This window comes from Enterococcus sp. DIV2384 (assembly GCF_050534975.1).
GTDB lineage: Bacteria > Bacillota > Bacilli > Lactobacillales > Enterococcaceae > Enterococcus > Enterococcus faecalis.
Map to the genome: position 1 here is coordinate 830,166 of NZ_CP172905.1, position 16,424 is coordinate 846,589.

The following is a 16,424-nucleotide window of genomic DNA, read 5'->3' on the forward strand; positions in this document are numbered from 1 at the left end:
AAATGAAAAAAATATATAAAGTACTCTACCCAGTAGGATTTCAAACCTTTGAAGTTCAAGATGATTATGTTGTAGCATTGCCATTTGTAGAGGAGAAACCACTAGAAAATTTAGTGAATGAACAATCCCAATTCTTTAACTTTTCAGAACAAAAATGGGAAGAAGCAGTGACACAGGATTATACAAAAAAATTGAATTTGTTAGAAAATCTTGCTAATGGCTTAGAAGTTTCAAATAGTGAGTTAAAACAAGCAAATGAAAAGCTAACTGCTAAAGCAGAATCACTTGCACAAATCAATTCTAAGACGATGCTTACTTCTCTTCAAAATACAAGAGAAATTGACGCTATTAAAGAACAAATCGGAGGTGCAAAATAATGTATTCATATGATGACATTAAACTGATGTATGATTGGGGACTATTTACTCCAGAGCAGGTTGCAGAATTTGTGCCTAGTTGTATTACAGAAGATGAATTTACTAAAATGACAGGTGAACCGTTTAGCAAAAGCTAGGCGGTTCTTTTGTTAGAGGGATGGAGACGATAACTTGAAAGATGAGCCTTTAATTGAAATCGTCGATCGTTTGGCACGGATTGAAACAAAGTTGGATAATCATGAACAATTAAGAGAGAAAGCAGACATAGCGCTCTCAATGGCCAAAAACAATGAAGGCGATATTGCGGAAATAAAAGAGAATCAAAAGTGGACGTGGCGAACAATTGCAGGAATTGGTGTTTCTGTTGCTGTTTATTTAATCACGAAATACTTAGGAGGAATTTAGAAATGATATTACCAGACAAGTATTACAAAATCATCAAATGGGGAGTGCTAACCGTGCTTCCTGCTAGTTCTGTTTTAGTAGCAACGTTAGGCAAAGCCTACGGTTGGCAACAAACAGATATGGCTGTTTTAACTATCAATGCTATTGCAACTTTTTTAGGAGTAATAACAGGCGTGTCAGCTTATAATTTAAAAGACAAGGAGTAAACGAATGAAAAAGAAAATTTTAGTAGGAGCGTTAATCGCTCTATTTTTTATGCCTTTAAATGTGTTTGCTGCAAAAGGTGACCAAGGTGTGGATTGGGCGATTTATCAAGGTGAACAAGGTCGCTTTGGCTATGCACATGATAAATTTACTATCGCTCAAATTGGTGGCTACAATGCAAGTGGTATTTACGAACAGTATACTTATAAAACCCAAGTAGCAAGTGCTATTGCTCAAGGTAAACGTGCGCATACCTATATTTGGTATGACACCTGGGGAAACATGGATATTGCCAAAATGACAATGGATTACTTCTTGCCACGCATCCAAACACCTAAAAATTCCATCGTTGCATTAGATTTTGAACATGGCGCTAGTTCTGATGTAAACGCAAATACAGAAACGATTTTGTATGGTATGCGCCGCATCAAACAAGCAGGGTATACGCCAATGTATTACAGCTATAAACCTTTTACGTTGCAATACGTAGACTATCAGCGAATTATTAAAGAGTTCCCTAATTCCTTATGGATTGCTGCATATCCTAGTTATGAGATAACACCAAGTCCGTTGTATAACTATTTTCCAAGTATGGATGGTATTGCAATTTGGCAGTTTACATCTACTTATATTGCTGGTGGGTTAGATGGTAACGTAGACTTAACAGGTATTACTGATAATGGCTACACAGATACCAATAAGCCAGAAACGGACACGCCAGCAACAGATGCAGGTGAAGAAATCGAAAAAACATCTAATTCTGATGTTAAAGTCGGCGACACAGTTAAAGTGAAATTTAATGTAGATGCATGGGCAACTGGCGAAGCTATTCCGCAATGGGTAAAAGGCAATAGTTACAAAGTGCAAGAAGTAACTGGAAGCAGAGTATTGTTAGAAGGCATCTTATCGTGGATTAGTAAAGGGGATATTGAACTATTGCCAGATGCAACAGTTGTCCCTGATAAGCAACCAGAGGCAACCCATGTGGTACAATACGGTGAAACGTTATCCAGCATTGCTTATCAATATGGAACAGACTATCAAACGTTGGCGGCTTTAAATAGATTGGCTAATCCAAATCTTATTTATCCTAGTCAAGTTTTGAAAGTCAATGGATCAGCAGTAAGCAACGTTTACACGATTCAATACGGTGACACATTATCAAGCATTGCAGTTAAGCTTGGCACGACTTATCAAGAGTTAGCACAACAAAACGGTATAGATAATCCTAACGTGATTTATCCAGGACAAACGTTGAACTATTGATAGTTTTAATATAAAATAAGATTACACTTATTTAAATTTCTCTTGAGTCACCTTCCCCAAGGTGGCTCTTTTTTTGTTATTTAATTAAACTTAACAAATATGATAACCAGCTTATGATTAGGCATATTTACGTGTTTGTAAGTGAAAAAAACTTCTTAAACTTGTTTTAATGCCGTTTTCCAAAGGGGTGTATGCTATATTTTTATTGCATATAATGTAGCTAAATGTTATATTATAAGTGTTAAGGAGGGGCTAGTATGAATAAAAAATATAGTATTTTTGAAATAGCTGATTGGTTTTTGAATAAAGAGTCAATGACTCCTAAAAAGTTACAAAAACTTTGTTACTATGCACAAGCGTGGAACAATGCACTTTTAGATGACAGCATAATAGATGATTCTGAATTTCAGGCTTGGGCGCATGGACCTGTTTCTCCAGAATTGTATAATAAATATAGAGAATATAAATGGAATTCTATTCCTAAATGTACTTCACCTGCTGCAATAGATAATCAAACTGTGGATGTTCTAGAATCAGTTTGGATTACTTATGGTGATAAGTCAGCAAATGAGCTTGAAGCATTGACTCATACAGAATTACCTTGGAAACAAGCAAGATTAAGAGCTGGAGTTTCAGAAGGAGATAGTTGTAGGGAAAAAATATCTACAGAAGACATGGCTAATTATTATAAAAGTGTGTATGTAGGTGACTAATAGTTGGCGAAGAAATTAACAAGAGATGTAGTTGTAGAAAATGGTTCTTTTTTAGATAGAAAATCAATGAAATTTCGATTTTGTATTCAAGAGTGTTTGGACAATAAATACTGCTTCAAAAAAATGGATAAAGGTTCTTTGAAAGAATTAGATAAATTTATAGCTGAAACAGCAGGAAAAAATTTATCAATTACAGAGGTCGATAAATTATTTTTGCGGACAAAAGGCCGAGGAAGTAATTATGAAGAAGTTGAAATTAATGGGATCAAAAGAGAAGTTTATCATTATGGCAAAGACCAAAATCCATTTAGGGTATTTGGTTATTATAATGAAGACGGGTATTTAGTGATATACAGGATTGATCCAAAACATAAGTCTCATAAATGCAAATAGTAATTTATTAATACCTCTTATTATTTAAGAGGTATTTTTTCAGGACCATTAGCTCAGTTGGTTAGAGCAAACGGCTCATAACGGTTAGGCCACAGGTTCGAGTCCTGTATGGTCCATAGTTAAACACCTACCTCTTTTTCTTATGAGAGATAGGTGTTTTTTTGTTATGTTAATATTTTTTTGTTGAAAAATAGAACAAACGTTCGTATAATATTTCTGATAGGAGAGTGTATCAGATGGTGAGACGAACTAAAAAAGAGTTTAAACCTTACAATGATTATGTTGACAGGCCATTCGAATTAAAGTGGCCCACAGCTTTTCCGTTGGGTGAATTGACTGAAGCAATAAAGAGTACTGATGAATATCATGCTCGCAATATTGATAGATTGCCGCAGCAATCACAGCGACAAATAGAATATTTTTTAGATCGCTCTATTAAGCAAAATAAGGTACTAGAAATCCAGTTGAACTCATTAGATGAATATGAACGAGTGAAGCCACACGTTTTCGGAGTTTTCCGTGGGATGGCAGAATTTGACGTCGTGTTGATTGGAGAAAATGAAGTAGATTTTTACGACATAAGACATATTCAGATTCATAACTTCACGAAATGGAGCGAAGATCATATACCTGAAGAAAATCCATTTGAGGAAGAACCAGAACACGACGAAACAATAGATGAATTTGTCGATGAATATTTTGATGATACTTGGATAGAATAAACAAAAAATGTGCCAAAAAATGTGCCAAAAATTTTAGAGTTCTATTTTTCTTTACAAAACAGAATTGCTATATTATAGTGATTTCGAACACAGAAGAACACAGTAAAATGATGAAAAACCTTAGTCGGGAACGTAAAAAGGCAAGTAAATTTAGGGGGGAAGACAGATGGCGATTACTATAAATATTTATTATAGTGGGACAAATGGACGTGCAAGAGAATTTGCCAAAGAAATGATTGCCAGCGGAATTGTAGAGGCAATCCGTGCAGAAAAAGGGAATAGTCGCTATGAATACTTTTTTCCAATGGACGATGAAGAAACAGTTCTGCTGATTGATAGTTGGACAGATCAGGAAGCATTAGACAAACACCACGCTTCTCCAATGATGACCCGTATTACGGAACTTAGAGAAAAATATGATTTGCATATGAAAGTAGAAAGATATGTATCAGATGTAACAGACCCCTTGACAAAAGATGCTGCGTTTATAAGAAAATAACCAGAGTGCAATCATTGATCTTAAAATTTAGTGCTAGGAACATCAATCGTTTCGACTGATGTTCCTAGCACTTTTTATCTTGTAAGGATGAATCATTTGTTACACACGTTAAATTAAAGAAGGACCATTTGTTCTTCAGTCACAGCCGGTTCGGTTAAAATTTTGGCTTGGGCAGCTGCGAGTTTCGCAATAGGTACCCGATAAGGTGAGCAAGAGATGTAGTTTAGGCCAAGTGTTTGGAAAAACGTGATGGATTGCGGATCACCACCGACTTCTCCACATACGCCAATACTCATGTTTGGTTTAGTGCGACGCGCTTTCTCTACAGCTAATTGAATCAGTTGACCAACACCTGTTTGATCTAGTGATTGAAACGGATCTTGGGTAATGATTTTCTTTTCTCGATACGTATTAATGAATTTACCGATATCATCACGAGAAAAACCATAGGTCATTTGTGTTAAATCATTTGTTCCAAAGCTGAAAAAGTCTGCTTCTTCTGCTAACTGATCCGCAATCAGACAAGCTCTCGGTAGTTCAATCATTGTCCCGATTTCGTAAGGGAAAGGAGTCATCTTATGTTCTTCAAAGAGACCGTCAATCGTTTCTTTTAAAATGCGTTTGAGATAGAGAAGTTCTTCTTTTTCGGCGATTAGAGGAATCATCACTTCTGGATAAACAGTAATTCCTTCTTTGACTAATCGAATGGCACTAGTAAATAAGGCTGTAACTTGCATTTTGTATATTTGTGGTTGGGTCACACCTAAACGACAACCACGATGGCCCAACATTGGATTGGTTTCTTGTAACCGTTCAATTTGTTTGGCGATGGTCACCGGGAACCGTTGTAGTTGCTTCGCCAATAATTGAATATCATTCTTTTCATGAGGTAAAAACTCATGCATCGGCGGATCTAACAAGCGGACCACCATGGGCTTGTCTTGAACTACTTTCAGCATTTGATAAAAGTCTTCCTGTTGAAAATGAAGAAGTTGCTCCAACGCATAGGTTGCTTCCTTTTCAGACTCTGCTAAAATTAGTCGACGCATTTCCAAGACACGCTCTTCACCGAAAAACATATGCTCTGTTCGCGCTAAACCAATCCCCGCTGCGCCAAAACGGATAGCAGTCTCTAAATCTTGTGTAGTTTCTGCATTGGCACGAACAGTTAAATCAGCATACGCATCTGCCCAAGACAAGAGCTCTTGAAGGTCATCGTTATTATCAGCAGAAATTGTAGGAATTTCGCCAAGATAAATTTCCCCCGTTGAGCCATCGACGGAAATGATTGTTCCTTCTAAGATGACTTGTGGCCCGCAGTGTAGTTGTTTGGTTTCTTCATTGACGGTTAAACTTTCACAACCAGTCACACAGCAAGTTCCCATTCCTCGTGCGACCACAGCGGCATGAGAAGTCATTCCGCCACGACTGGTCACAATTGCTTCGCTTACAACCATGCCTTCAATATCTTCTGGTGAAGTTTCTTGACGAACAAGAATGACTTTCTTTCCTAGATTGGTCAGTTCTTTGGCTTTTTCTGCTGTAAAAACAATTTGGCCACTTGCTGCACCAGGACTAGCAGGAAGTCCCATAGCTAAACGTTCCATGTGTTGTCGTTTCTCTTGATCAAACACGGGATGAATTAATTGATCAATCGTATCAGGTGTCACACGCAACAGTGCTTCTTGTTTAGTAATGCGATTTTCTTTGGCTAAGTCTAAAGCAATTTTAACCGTAGCTGCGGCGGTTCGTTTCCCGTTTCTTGTTTGTAAAATATATAATTTTTCATTTTCAATGGTAAATTCAATATCTTGCATGTCACGATAATGATATTCTAAAAGTTCTGCGTAATGGCGAAAATCTTGATAAACTTTTGGCATAGTCAAACGTAAACGACGAATGGGTTCTGGCGTCCGAATACCAGCCACTACATCTTCTCCTTGCGCGTTCAAAAGAAACTCTCCAAACAGTTGATTTTCCCCTGTGACCGGATTTCTAGTGAAAACAACGCCAGTGCCACTGTCTAGTCCACGATTGCCGAAAACCATTTCTTGAATGTTGACAGCTGTACCTAAATCATGTGCAATATGATGTAAGTTTCGATAAACCACCGCACGTTGATTATTCCATGAATCAAAAACAGCTTTGATTGCTTCAAAAAGTTGTGCGACAGGGTCTTGCGGGAAGACCACATGATGTTGTTCAAAAACTTCTTGGTAGCGGACAATCAAGGCGAAATGATCTGCTTCTTGAAAAGCGGTAATTTTTTTGTTTAGCTCTTGTTCCAAGCGCTCTTTTTGTTGGTCAAATAATTCTTTGGGAATGTGATAGACGACGTCTCCAAACATTTGAATAAGTCGGCGATAACAATCAAAAGCAAAACCAGGAGAGGTTAAGGTCGCAAATTTTTTCACACGTTGATCATTTAAACCTAAATTTAAAATAGTATCCATCATACCAGGCATCGAGAAGGCAGCACCGCTGCGAACGGAAACTAAGAGAATCTCATTGTCTGCGGTAAAAGATTTGCCTGTTTCAGTTTCTAGATTTTTAACCGCTTTCAAAATTTCTGATTGTAAGTGTTCTTCAAAGAAAGTAGCATCTGCCAAATAGTCCATACAGCAACGGGTTGTAATCGTGAATCCTTGCGGAATCGGCAAACCTAAGCGTGTCATTTCTGCCAAGTTCGCCCCTTTACCACCAAGAGTCTCTTTACCTTCATTGTGTGTTTCGTTAAAAGAATAAATAAACTTTTTCATGCGTGACCTCCGTTTAATATGTGTCTTATATGTTCAATAAACATCATAATAGACAGGAATAAGTTTGTCAATAGAAAAAAATTCTTGTCAATATGTTGAAAAAACAATAAATATGTGTATAATTGTAAGCGAATGCACAATTTGTTTAAGAGGAATTGAGGAGGAAATGATGAAATTAAGTAAACGACAAGAGCAAATTATCGCTGTTGTAAAAGAGCATCAGCCAGTTAGTGGTGAACGCATTTCGGACATACTAGCCGTTTCACGTGCGACATTGCGTTCTGATTTGTCTTTTTTAACACTTTCAGGAATTTTAAAAGCAAGTCCGAAAGTTGGGTATACTTACGAAAGTGATAATATGGAGGCTTTTTTCTTTTTTGATGTTTTTCAAACAAAAGTTCAGGAGATCATGAGTCCACCATTGATGGTTGCCCAAGACACCTCAATTCGAGATGCGATTACCAACTTATTTATGTATGATGTCGGTTCTCTTTATGTCATGGATGAAGCAAAAGAATTATTAGGGGTTTTGTCACGAAAAGATTTATTACGGGCCTCTTTAAATACAAATATTGATGGCACACCTGTTGCTGTTTGTATGACAAGAGTGCCACATGTGAAAACCTGCACACCAGAATTTACTATTCTTGAAGCTGCTGACACTTTGCAAAAATACGAAGTGGATTCTTTGCCAGTCGTTGAAAAAGAAAATCCTAAAAAAGTTATTGGAAAAATTACGAAAACGAAAATTTTAACCTATATTACGCAACAAGCGAAAGAAGCCGCACAAAATAGATAAGGGAGCTTAATTATGAAAAAAGAGATCATTGTTTATACTATTTCCGATTCACTTGGAGAAACATCACAAAAATTGTTAGCTGCAGCAAGCGCACAATATCCAGATATTTCTTTTCTTAATCGATACAATTTTTCTTTTGTCACAACAGAAGAAGAATTATTGGAGATTTTAAAAGATGCCTTAAAAGATAAAGCCTTAGTTGTCAGTACATTAGTCAGTAAACAACTAATCACAGCGGCGAAAGAATTTAGTGAACGAACAGGGTTGTTATATTTAGATTTAATGGCGCCATTTTTTGAATTAATTCAAGCGAAAGCCGGAGTAGATCCTATTGAAGAGCCTGGACGACGCCACCAACTAGATCGTGCTTACTTTGATAAAATCTCAGCGATTGAATTTGCTGTAAAATATGATGATGGCAAAAATCCTCAAGGGTTTCTTGATTCTGATATATTGTTGTTAGGCGTTTCGCGGACCTCAAAAACGCCAGTCAGTATGTATTTAGCAAATCAAGGCTACCGCGTTTCTAACTTACCATTAATTCCAGAAGTTCCATTGCCGCCAATTTTGGAAGAAATGGATCCACAAAAAATGATTGGTTTAGTTTGTTCGCCAGAAACATTAGGACAGATTCGTAGCAGTCGGTTGGCTTCCTTAGGTTTAGGTAATGAGACCAGTTATACCAATGTTGAACGGATTGAACAAGAATTAGCTTATGCCGAAGAAATTTTTGCGAAGTATGGCATCCCAGTGATTGATGTAACCGCAAAATCTGTCGAAGAAACAGCCTTTTTAATTAAAGAAAAACTAGATGAAAGAAATTAAAAAGCTTGGCAACCTCACTAAATTTCAGTGAAGTTGCCAAGCTTTTTATACTTAATTGGGCTTCTTTTTGTTAGTCAATATTTTTTTGATCGACAATGAGTAAAGCGATCATCACGTAGACAATCCAACTACTTTTAGAATAAAGTGTATAGCGGGGTTGCCATTTGCTAGCAAATTTTTCCTTGTATTCGCGTAATCCTTGGAAGGAGTAGATTTCTGAACCAAATTCATAAATTAACGCAGCAATCCGTTCTTGAATAAAACTTTTTCTTGATTGACCAACGTTGGCTAACGGAGCCATCCCTAAATTGAAATAATGAATATTTTCTGTTTTCATATATTCAAATAAATGAATAAATAGGAAATCCATACTTCCAGAAGGGGCTTTTTCTTTATGGTGACGCATCAAGTCGATGGTACCAACTTCATTTGTGTAACTAGGAATGATATTAGCGAAAGAGACCATTTCTCCTTCAGCATTTCGGACAACAGCAATTGGGTTTCTTTGAAGATACGCTTCATCGAAAAATCCTAGTGAAAAGCCTTTTTCTTTTCGATTGTCTAACCAACTATCCGAAATAGCTTTTAATTCGTGCATTTGTTCGGCACTAAAAGGAGGTTGGAGTACGTCAAATGAATAGCCGGCTTTGGTAATTTTATTAAACACTGCGCGGGTACCTTTGAATTTTTTCCCAGACATCGTAAATGTTTCTAGATTAACTAAGGCCTCTTCGCCCATTTTGATAAATTCGTAGCCGTATTCGTGTAGTAACATCACGCTGTCCTCATTTGTTTCGTAAAAGACGGGTACATAGCCGAAACGATCTGTTTCTTTAAGGAATGCATCAATCGCCGCAGGAAAATCTTCTTTGTTCCCAGAAGGGTTGCCCATCACAACGCATTTATTGTTAATGGTGTTGAATTGTAAAAAGACAGTCGGTTCTTCTTTGGGATATAAGAAAACCTGTTTATCATGAAGAAAGACAAGTTCACTGTCAATATTCCCGCCATAAGTTGTTAAGATATTATGCAAGATACTATCTTCTGGAAACTCACCCACTTGGTGTTTTTTCCCTTGGAGGTAGCGAACAAATAGAAAGTTAAAACTCATAACTAAGAGGATAGCGATAAATCCTGACAACCAGATCCGTTCGGAAGGGAACAAGAAAAATTCCACAAAATGATGACGATGGTGTGGGAAGTTCGGTAAATTATAAACACCAATTACCAGGTATAACAAGGTCAACAAGCCAAAGATAAACCCATCAATCGTCATCCACTCCCAAGAGTAAACCAGTTGTTCACGGTACAATTCTGATTTTGAAAAAATAACGATAAATAATAAAATAGCTAAATAGAAAATGGAAAACATACTAAAGTCAACAACAAATGAATACAAGATAGCACCAATTAATAAAATAATCGTTGGATAATAGGCTCTTTTAACACGATCAGCAATCCCACGTCCCATAATTAATAATGCAAAGCCTAAAACAATACTCGGAATTTGAATAATAATATGAGAACGGAAGGGGTTAATATCTCTTAACCAATGCACTTGAGTGAAGGCTTCTGGAATAGTGGCTAGGAGCACCATCATGATTCCTGAAAAATAAAGTAAAACCACTTCCAGCTTGTGGGCAATTTCCAAAGTAATTTGTTTTAGCAATTGACGATAGTGAGTATCCAACTTTTGGCTTAAGTGTTTTGTAAAGAACAAACAGCCAATTAAGAAAGGGATAATATAATAGAATAAACGATAGAGCAATAACCACAAAACAATAATTTCACGATCGACACCTAAGTTGCTTAGTCCTAAAATCATCATGACATCAAAACTACCTAAAGCCCCTGGGATCATCGAAGCAATCCCAATAATCGAAGCTGCTACATATAAAGGAACAATATCAATTAAAGGAATCGGCACGTCCAATAAGTAACCAATACTAATAAAGGTAATTAAAACACCTGTCCATTCTAAAAACGAAGAAACAACTAAAGATAAGCGATTTTTTGCATCGAGGTTACCAAAGGAACTATTTTTTTGGAAATGTAAAATAAGATAAAGTAACGGGAAATAAAGACCGCCACCTAATAACCAAATCCAATATTGCTGTAAATAAGCCATCTTTGGATCAAACTGAACAAGGAAAAAGCAAAGAATACTATAAATAGATAGACCGGATAACACAAAAAGTAAAATATGGGTTAACGCAGGTAAAATTTTCTTTTCCTCTGTTTTATTTCCATAAAATTCAGAACGAAGTCCCATGCTGACCAAACCACCGAATCCACCAATATTATTGATGGTATTGACAATCCAGCTAGATTCAAGGAGTTCCCGTTTTGAGACTTTCAAGTTTAAAATGCGATTTAATGTTAAGTCATAATTTAGCATCGGAGTAACGGAAACTAAACCGATAACCATCATCAATAACAATTTCCATAGCGGAATCTCATCAAAAATCTGTTTTAACTGTTCAAATGAGATCGTTTTACCAATTGATAAAAGTTGGGCAACAACAATAATTGAGACCGCAATAACAAACAGTGTTTTTAGTAATCCTGTATGCGTTTTGATCCAATGAATAATTTGTTTCATTTAGACACCTTCATTTCCTTTAAGAATTTTTCGATTGTTTTATTAAAAATATCTGGTGAGTTTTTGGCAAATAAATGACCCTGTTTATTTACCAAGACCAATTTGCCAGCAGGAATGGCATCAGCAATCGCCCGTGAATGGGAAAGCGCAATTAAATCTCGACTGCCAGTAATAACAAGAGTAGGACAGGGGATGTGTTCTAAATCTTGTTTTGTCAGTCCAGTATCTTCAAATAACAGAGCCACGATAGGGAGCCGTGCGCGCAATTTTTTTGAAAAAAAGGCGCCAATACGACAAAACCAATATTGAAAATAAGTGGCAATCGTTACATATTTTTTCAGACCAGACATGGTGACATTTCCAGAATTTAAGACGAGTTTGTTGACGAAATCAGGATATAAATGGGTAAAAACCATGGCAATATTTGCTCCGTCACTAAAGCCCAATAAATTAATTTTTGTTAAGTGTTCTTGTTGAATAATACCAGCTAAATCTTCTGCCAAAAGCGGAAAAGTTAATTGACTTTGTGTATTGGTGGAACGTCCATGTCCGCGGGTATCCACCGCAATAACTTGATACTCCTTGGAGAAATAAGAAATTTGATAATTAAAAAAAGTATGATCATTGCCATTACCATGAAGTAACACAAGGGGGTAATTTGTTTCTTTGCCAAAAATTTGATAAAAAATTTGACTGCCATCTATTGTTTGAAAATATTTTTCTATTGCCATTCTCCGTCACCTATCTCATCTATAATCAATCGAGTCCTCTCTCATTATAGAGTCTTTTGTCTTTTTTTTGTAATAAAAAACAGAAAATTTTCCGAACAGTTTTGTAAGGTGTTGTAATATAGTGTGATATAGTAGAAGATAGCCACCTAAAAATTAGACTAGAGGAGGGAAAGTTGATGTCTTTAATCGTTTTAATTGGTGCCCAAGCTGTCGGGAAAATGACCGTTGGCAAGGCTTTAGAAAAGCAGTTAGATGCTAAATTACTATTTAATCATCAAACCATTGACTTATTTGCAAACTATCTTGGGTATACGGAACGTGCATTTCAATTGTCTGATTCCGTTAGAAAGGAACTTTTTCATGCCTTTGTAGAAAATCCAGCCACAAATACAACAAAAAACATTATTTTTACAGTGGTGATTGCTTTTGATCAAGAACAGGATTTTCAATTTTTAGAAGAAATATCAGAAATTTTTCTTAATAAACATGAGGCCGTTTATTTCGTCGAACTCGTCTCTTCAACATCAATCCGCCTAGAACGAAATGTTCATCCAGAGCGGCTAGAGGCAAAACCTTCAAAACGCGATGTCGACTTTTCTCGAAAAGAATTACTCAATACCTTTAAAGAACATCGATTAGTAAGCCACGAAGGTGAACTAGAAAGTACATTTCCAAATGTAAAAATAACGAAAATAAATAATTCAAACATGACACCAGAAGAAGTAGCAACGAAGATAATTACTACTTTTGGTTTGACATAATGTGAAAGGAACATCGGAATCAATGAAAAAGTTTTTTAAATATCTCGGTAGCTTGATGGTCCTTCTTCTAAGCATAGCTTTAATTTTGATAGGATATTTAACCTTCCGAGAGTTTCGACCACGAGCGGTTGAACCAGTTGCTATAAATAAACAATTTTCAGAGCAAACCATCGAAAAAAAGCAATCCATTTCTTTAGTCACGTATAACATAGGCTATGCCGGCCTAGGACAAACAGAAGATTTTTTTATGGACGGTGGCAAAACTGTCCAACCAGTTAATAAGGCAATGGTCCAACAGAATTTAACAGGCATTGAAGGAACCTTAAAAGAATTACCAGCGATGATTTACTTATTTCAAGAAGTTGATCGTCGCTCGCAACGTTCTTATGAAGTCAATCAAGAGGAAGAATTACAAAAACAGCTACAGCTGAACAGCGCATTTGCTTATAATTTTAAGGTAGATTATGTGCCCATTCCTTGGCCGCCGATTGGACGAGTAGAAAGTGGTTTATTAACATTATCAAATGAAAAAATAACAGAGGCCAAACGTATTGCTTTACCCAATCCCTTTCGTTGGCCCGTTAGCATTAGTAACTTAAAACGAGCGCTTCTAGAAACGCGCTTTCCAATTAAAGGCACAGACAAAGAATTAGTGGTTTTTAACTTACATTTGGAAGCCTATGACAATGGGGAAGGGAAGATTGCTCAAAGCAAAAAGTTAGCTGACGTATTATCCCAAGAATACGCTAAAGGAAACTATGTAATTGCTGGAGGTGACTTTAATCAAGTTTTCAAAGGCAGTCATCGATATCCTGACCTAGGTGAAGCTGGTTGGGCACCAGGAGAAATTGATCCAGCAGACTTACCTAAACATTTTTCACTTGCTTATGATGACCAACAACCGACTGTGCGGGTGCTTAATAAGCCTTACACTGGCTCTTATGAAACATCCCAAGTGTATGTAATTGATGGTTTTATTGTTTCTGATAATGTGGCTGTTCATAGCGTGAAAACAAAGGACGAACAATTTAAATATACAGATCACCAACCTGTGAAGATGGAAGTGGGGTTGAAATAGAAAAAGTACAAACGGTGCTTGTTGCTTGCACCGTTTGTACTTTTTATTTTACAGATAGCCTTTAGTAATAGAGTGAGTGGAATTTAACATATTTGCTGGGGTTCCTGTAAAAAGAAGCTGTCCGCCATTTTCTCCACCTTCGGGACCTAGTTCAATCAACCAGTCGGCACTTTTAATCACATCAATGTGATGTTCTAATAAAATCAAGCTGTTTCCTTCTTCTACCATTCGATTGAAAAGTTGAAGACTTTGTTGGATATCAATTAAGTGTAAGCCATCTGTAGGTTCATCCATTAAATAGATAGCTTTTTTTTGGTGAAGTGTGTCTGCTAATTTTACCCTTTGCAATTCGCCACCAGATAATGTTGAGAGCGATTGATTGAGTTTAAGGTAGCCTAAGCCAACTTCCAGTAAATTTTTTAATGAAAGAGCAAAAGGCTGGTCTTTGAAAAAATCATAGCCATCTTTAACGCTTAAAGCTAGTACTTCAACGATATTTTTTCCGTTATACAGATAATGAAGCACCTCTTCTTTGTAACGCGTTCCGTGACAGGTTTCGCAAATACTAGTAACATCCTCCATAAAAGACATATCGGAGACAATTATGCCTTTCCCCTTGCAAGTAGGACAGGCGCCTTTGGAATTATAGCTAAATAAAGCTGGACTAACATGATTTTCTTCCGCAAACAGTTTGCGGACCTTATCAAAAATATTAAGATAGGTCATAGGTGTGGATCGTAAATTTGCGGTAATGCTTTTTTGTGAAAGATGAATAATTTCTTGGTTATCAGCCTGGGCTTTTTGATAAATTTCTTCCGCTAATGATGATTTACCTGAACCAGCGACCCCACAAATAACAGTCAAAACTCCTAACGGAACTTCGACAGATAGATTGTTTAAATTATGCAGTGTCGCATGTTCGATTGTTAAAGACTTCCTTGCTTTTCTTGGTTGGACGTTTAAAAGGAGCGGCTCTTGAAGCGCTTGACTAGTCAAGGTTTTGGAGGCTAAAAATGCGTCATACGTTCCTGAAAACTGGACATGGCCACCATTTTCGCCTGCGAAAGGTCCTATATCGATGATAAAATCAGCTTCTCTAATTAATTGTGGATTATGTTCCACGAGAACCACGGTGTTTCCTTTATTTTTTAAATTGAGCAATGCACGACTGATCCGTTCGATGTCCTTTGGATGTAAGCCAGCACTTGGTTCATCTAAAATATACATAATATCATTTAAGGCGCTGTTTACATACTTAGCAATTTTAATCCGCTGTGCTTCACCACCAGAAAGTGTTTCAGTTGCTCGTCCTAATGTGAGGTAGGAGAGACCGATATTAATTAATGCTTCTAGACGTACAAGTAGCTCTTCTTGAATAGTTTTTATTAAGGATAGGTCCATTGAACGAATAAAAGAATGTAATTCAGTGAGTGGCATGTCAACAGCATCAGCAATACTTTTCTGATTAATTTTGCAGCTACGAACACGTTCATTGACTCTACTTCCTAAACAATCAGGACATCTTTTTACGGTAACAAAGTGATTAAGGTATTTTTGATGACGTTTGCCTTCGTCTGTATGCAATATGCTACGTTGCATGCGCGGGACGATTCCTTCATACAAAGCTGTATGAGGCCACTCTTTGGGTGGATTAGCTAGTTTTTGTTGTGGAGCATATAAAAATAATGCTAACTCTTCAGGAGAATAGTCCTTGATTTTTTTATCCAAATCAAATAGACCACTATGGGCATAACGCTTCCACCGCCAGTTGCCAACTGTAAATGTGGGGAAATCGATAGGCCCTTCGTTTAATGATTTGTCATAATCAACTAGCTGATGAAGATTGATTTCGGTAATCTTTCCTAAGCCGTCGCATGTTGGACATTTTCCATCTGGATGATTAAACGAAAAAGTATCTGAATAACCAACAAATGGAGAACCTGCTCGTGAAAACAGCAAACGTAAAAACGTATAAATATCTGTGTACGTTCCCACTGTCGAACGAGAATTACCTGCTACTTTTTTCTGGTCAATGACAATTGCAACAGGAAGATTCTCGATTTTTTCAACTTCTGGACGACCATATTTGGGTAAGTAATTTTGAACAAACGAACTAAATGTATCATTTAGTTCACGACGTGATTCAGCGGCTAATGTGTCAAATACTAAGGAGGACTTTCCTGAACCCGAAAGTCCAGTAACAACAGTTAGTTGCTTTTTAGGGATATTGACAGAGATATTCTTCAAATTATTTTGTGTTGCGTGCTTAATTTCAATCCATTCCATTAAA

Annotated in this window: 17 protein-coding genes and 1 tRNA gene; 14 read left to right on the plus strand and 4 right to left on the minus strand. The window is 36.8% G+C overall.

Annotated features, from left to right (window positions below; all coding sequences use genetic code 11):
- Window positions 1–2 precede the first annotated feature (2 nt).
- From IGK54_RS04125 to IGK54_RS04170, 10 genes are all read left to right on the plus strand, one after another.
- Entirely contained in the window at window positions 3–377 is a 375-nt protein-coding gene (locus IGK54_RS04125; protein ID WP_368023814.1) for a hypothetical protein, read from the plus strand.
- A complete protein-coding gene (locus IGK54_RS04130; protein ID WP_002380794.1) occupies window positions 377–514 on the plus strand; it encodes an XkdX family protein in 138 nt (45 codons plus the stop codon). Before IGK54_RS04125 ends, IGK54_RS04130 begins: the two co-directional genes overlap by 1 nt.
- Before the next feature lie 34 nt (window positions 515–548).
- Window positions 549–782 carry a hemolysin XhlA family protein gene (locus IGK54_RS04135; protein ID WP_002367247.1) on the plus strand — a complete coding sequence of 78 codons (234 nt, stop codon included), beginning with the start codon at window positions 549–551 and terminating at the stop codon, window positions 780–782.
- 2 nt (window positions 783–784) lie between these two features.
- Window positions 785–988: a phage holin gene (locus IGK54_RS04140; protein WP_010711247.1), complete on the plus strand. Its 204-nt coding sequence runs from the start codon at window positions 785–787 to the stop codon at window positions 986–988.
- Between the two features lie 4 nt (window positions 989–992).
- Window positions 993–2,252 carry a LysM peptidoglycan-binding domain-containing protein gene (locus IGK54_RS04145; RefSeq protein WP_368023813.1) on the plus strand — a complete coding sequence of 420 codons (1,260 nt, stop codon included), beginning with the start codon at window positions 993–995 and terminating at the stop codon, window positions 2,250–2,252.
- Window positions 2,253–2,509: 257 nt separating this feature from the next.
- Window positions 2,510–2,965, plus strand: coding sequence for a Panacea domain-containing protein (locus tag IGK54_RS04150; protein WP_202255171.1), 456 nt, complete (start codon window positions 2,510–2,512; stop codon window positions 2,963–2,965).
- A 3-nt stretch (window positions 2,966–2,968) separates the two neighbouring features.
- Window positions 2,969–3,358: an MAG6450 family protein gene (locus IGK54_RS04155; protein WP_002410143.1), complete on the plus strand. Its 390-nt coding sequence runs from the start codon at window positions 2,969–2,971 to the stop codon at window positions 3,356–3,358.
- A 42-nt stretch (window positions 3,359–3,400) separates the two neighbouring features.
- Window positions 3,401–3,474: transfer RNA gene (locus IGK54_RS04160), tRNA-Ile, on the plus strand.
- 120 nt (window positions 3,475–3,594) lie between these two features.
- Window positions 3,595–4,080 carry a hypothetical protein gene (locus tag IGK54_RS04165; RefSeq protein WP_368023812.1) on the plus strand — a complete coding sequence of 162 codons (486 nt, stop codon included), beginning with the start codon at window positions 3,595–3,597 and terminating at the stop codon, window positions 4,078–4,080.
- Window positions 4,081–4,246: 166 nt separating this feature from the next.
- Entirely contained in the window at window positions 4,247–4,579 is a 333-nt protein-coding gene (locus tag IGK54_RS04170; protein ID WP_002358903.1) for a putative quinol monooxygenase, read from the plus strand.
- 113 nt (window positions 4,580–4,692) lie between these two features.
- On the opposite strand, the gene ppdK is transcribed toward IGK54_RS04170, so the two are convergent.
- Window positions 4,693–7,338, minus strand: coding sequence for a pyruvate, phosphate dikinase (gene ppdK, locus IGK54_RS04175; protein WP_002376207.1), 2,646 nt, complete (start codon window positions 7,336–7,338; stop codon window positions 4,693–4,695).
- 169 nt (window positions 7,339–7,507) lie between these two features.
- Between ppdK and IGK54_RS04180 the strand changes: the two genes are divergently transcribed.
- The gene (locus tag IGK54_RS04180; RefSeq protein ID WP_002355926.1) at window positions 7,508–8,137 is read left to right on the plus strand and encodes a helix-turn-helix transcriptional regulator; all 630 of its coding nucleotides are present in this window, start codon (window positions 7,508–7,510) and stop codon (window positions 8,135–8,137) included.
- A 12-nt stretch (window positions 8,138–8,149) separates the two neighbouring features.
- The gene (locus tag IGK54_RS04185) at window positions 8,150–8,962 is read left to right on the plus strand and encodes a pyruvate, water dikinase regulatory protein (RefSeq protein WP_002355927.1); all 813 of its coding nucleotides are present in this window, start codon (window positions 8,150–8,152) and stop codon (window positions 8,960–8,962) included.
- A gap of 70 nt (window positions 8,963–9,032) precedes the next feature.
- Here IGK54_RS04185 and mprF read toward each other — a convergent pair whose 3' ends face one another.
- Window positions 9,033–11,564, minus strand: coding sequence for a bifunctional lysylphosphatidylglycerol flippase/synthetase MprF (gene mprF, locus IGK54_RS04190; protein ID WP_002358907.1), 2,532 nt, complete (start codon window positions 11,562–11,564; stop codon window positions 9,033–9,035).
- Window positions 11,561–12,295 carry an alpha/beta fold hydrolase gene (locus IGK54_RS04195; protein WP_002358908.1) on the minus strand — a complete coding sequence of 245 codons (735 nt, stop codon included), beginning with the start codon at window positions 12,293–12,295 and terminating at the stop codon, window positions 11,561–11,563. Before IGK54_RS04195 ends, mprF begins: the two co-directional genes overlap by 4 nt.
- Before the next feature lie 176 nt (window positions 12,296–12,471).
- Between IGK54_RS04195 and IGK54_RS04200 the strand changes: the two genes are divergently transcribed.
- The gene (locus IGK54_RS04200) at window positions 12,472–13,056 is read left to right on the plus strand and encodes a hypothetical protein (RefSeq protein ID WP_033595348.1); all 585 of its coding nucleotides are present in this window, start codon (window positions 12,472–12,474) and stop codon (window positions 13,054–13,056) included.
- Between the two features lie 22 nt (window positions 13,057–13,078).
- Entirely contained in the window at window positions 13,079–14,134 is a 1,056-nt protein-coding gene (locus IGK54_RS04205) for an endonuclease/exonuclease/phosphatase (RefSeq protein ID WP_016634667.1), read from the plus strand.
- 48 nt (window positions 14,135–14,182) lie between these two features.
- Here IGK54_RS04205 and IGK54_RS04210 read toward each other — a convergent pair whose 3' ends face one another.
- Complete coding sequence (locus IGK54_RS04210; protein WP_141439557.1) at window positions 14,183–16,420, minus strand: ATP-binding cassette domain-containing protein; 2,238 nt, start codon at window positions 16,418–16,420, stop codon at window positions 14,183–14,185.
- Between the last annotated feature and the right edge of the window lie 4 nt (window positions 16,421–16,424).

Excerpts from the sequence above, each read along its gene's own strand:
- IGK54_RS04185 (WP_002355927.1), top strand. The coding sequence starts at position 8,150 with ATGAAAAAAGAGATCATTGTTTATACTATTTCCGATTCACTTGGAGAA.
- IGK54_RS04140 (WP_010711247.1), top strand. The coding sequence starts at position 785 with ATGATATTACCAGACAAGTATTACAAAATCATCAAATGGGGAGTGCTA.
- IGK54_RS04200 (WP_033595348.1), top strand. The coding sequence starts at position 12,472 with ATGTCTTTAATCGTTTTAATTGGTGCCCAAGCTGTCGGGAAAATGACC.
- ppdK (WP_002376207.1), bottom strand. The coding sequence starts at position 7,338 with ATGAAAAAGTTTATTTATTCTTTTAACGAAACACACAATGAAGGTAAA.
- IGK54_RS04145 (WP_368023813.1), top strand. The coding sequence starts at position 993 with ATGAAAAAGAAAATTTTAGTAGGAGCGTTAATCGCTCTATTTTTTATG.
- mprF (WP_002358907.1), bottom strand. The coding sequence starts at position 11,564 with ATGAAACAAATTATTCATTGGATCAAAACGCATACAGGATTACTAAAA.
- IGK54_RS04125 (WP_368023814.1), top strand. The coding sequence starts at position 3 with ATGAAAAAAATATATAAAGTACTCTACCCAGTAGGATTTCAAACCTTT.
- IGK54_RS04195 (WP_002358908.1), bottom strand. The coding sequence starts at position 12,295 with ATGGCAATAGAAAAATATTTTCAAACAATAGATGGCAGTCAAATTTTT.
- IGK54_RS04165 (WP_368023812.1), top strand. The coding sequence starts at position 3,595 with ATGGTGAGACGAACTAAAAAAGAGTTTAAACCTTACAATGATTATGTT.
- IGK54_RS04205 (WP_016634667.1), top strand. The coding sequence starts at position 13,079 with ATGAAAAAGTTTTTTAAATATCTCGGTAGCTTGATGGTCCTTCTTCTA.
- IGK54_RS04170 (WP_002358903.1), top strand. The coding sequence starts at position 4,247 with ATGGCGATTACTATAAATATTTATTATAGTGGGACAAATGGACGTGCA.
- IGK54_RS04130 (WP_002380794.1), top strand. The coding sequence starts at position 377 with ATGTATTCATATGATGACATTAAACTGATGTATGATTGGGGACTATTT.
- IGK54_RS04150 (WP_202255171.1), top strand. The coding sequence starts at position 2,510 with ATGAATAAAAAATATAGTATTTTTGAAATAGCTGATTGGTTTTTGAAT.
- IGK54_RS04210 (WP_141439557.1), bottom strand. The coding sequence starts at position 16,420 with ATGGAATGGATTGAAATTAAGCACGCAACACAAAATAATTTGAAGAAT.
- IGK54_RS04180 (WP_002355926.1), top strand. The coding sequence starts at position 7,508 with ATGAAATTAAGTAAACGACAAGAGCAAATTATCGCTGTTGTAAAAGAG.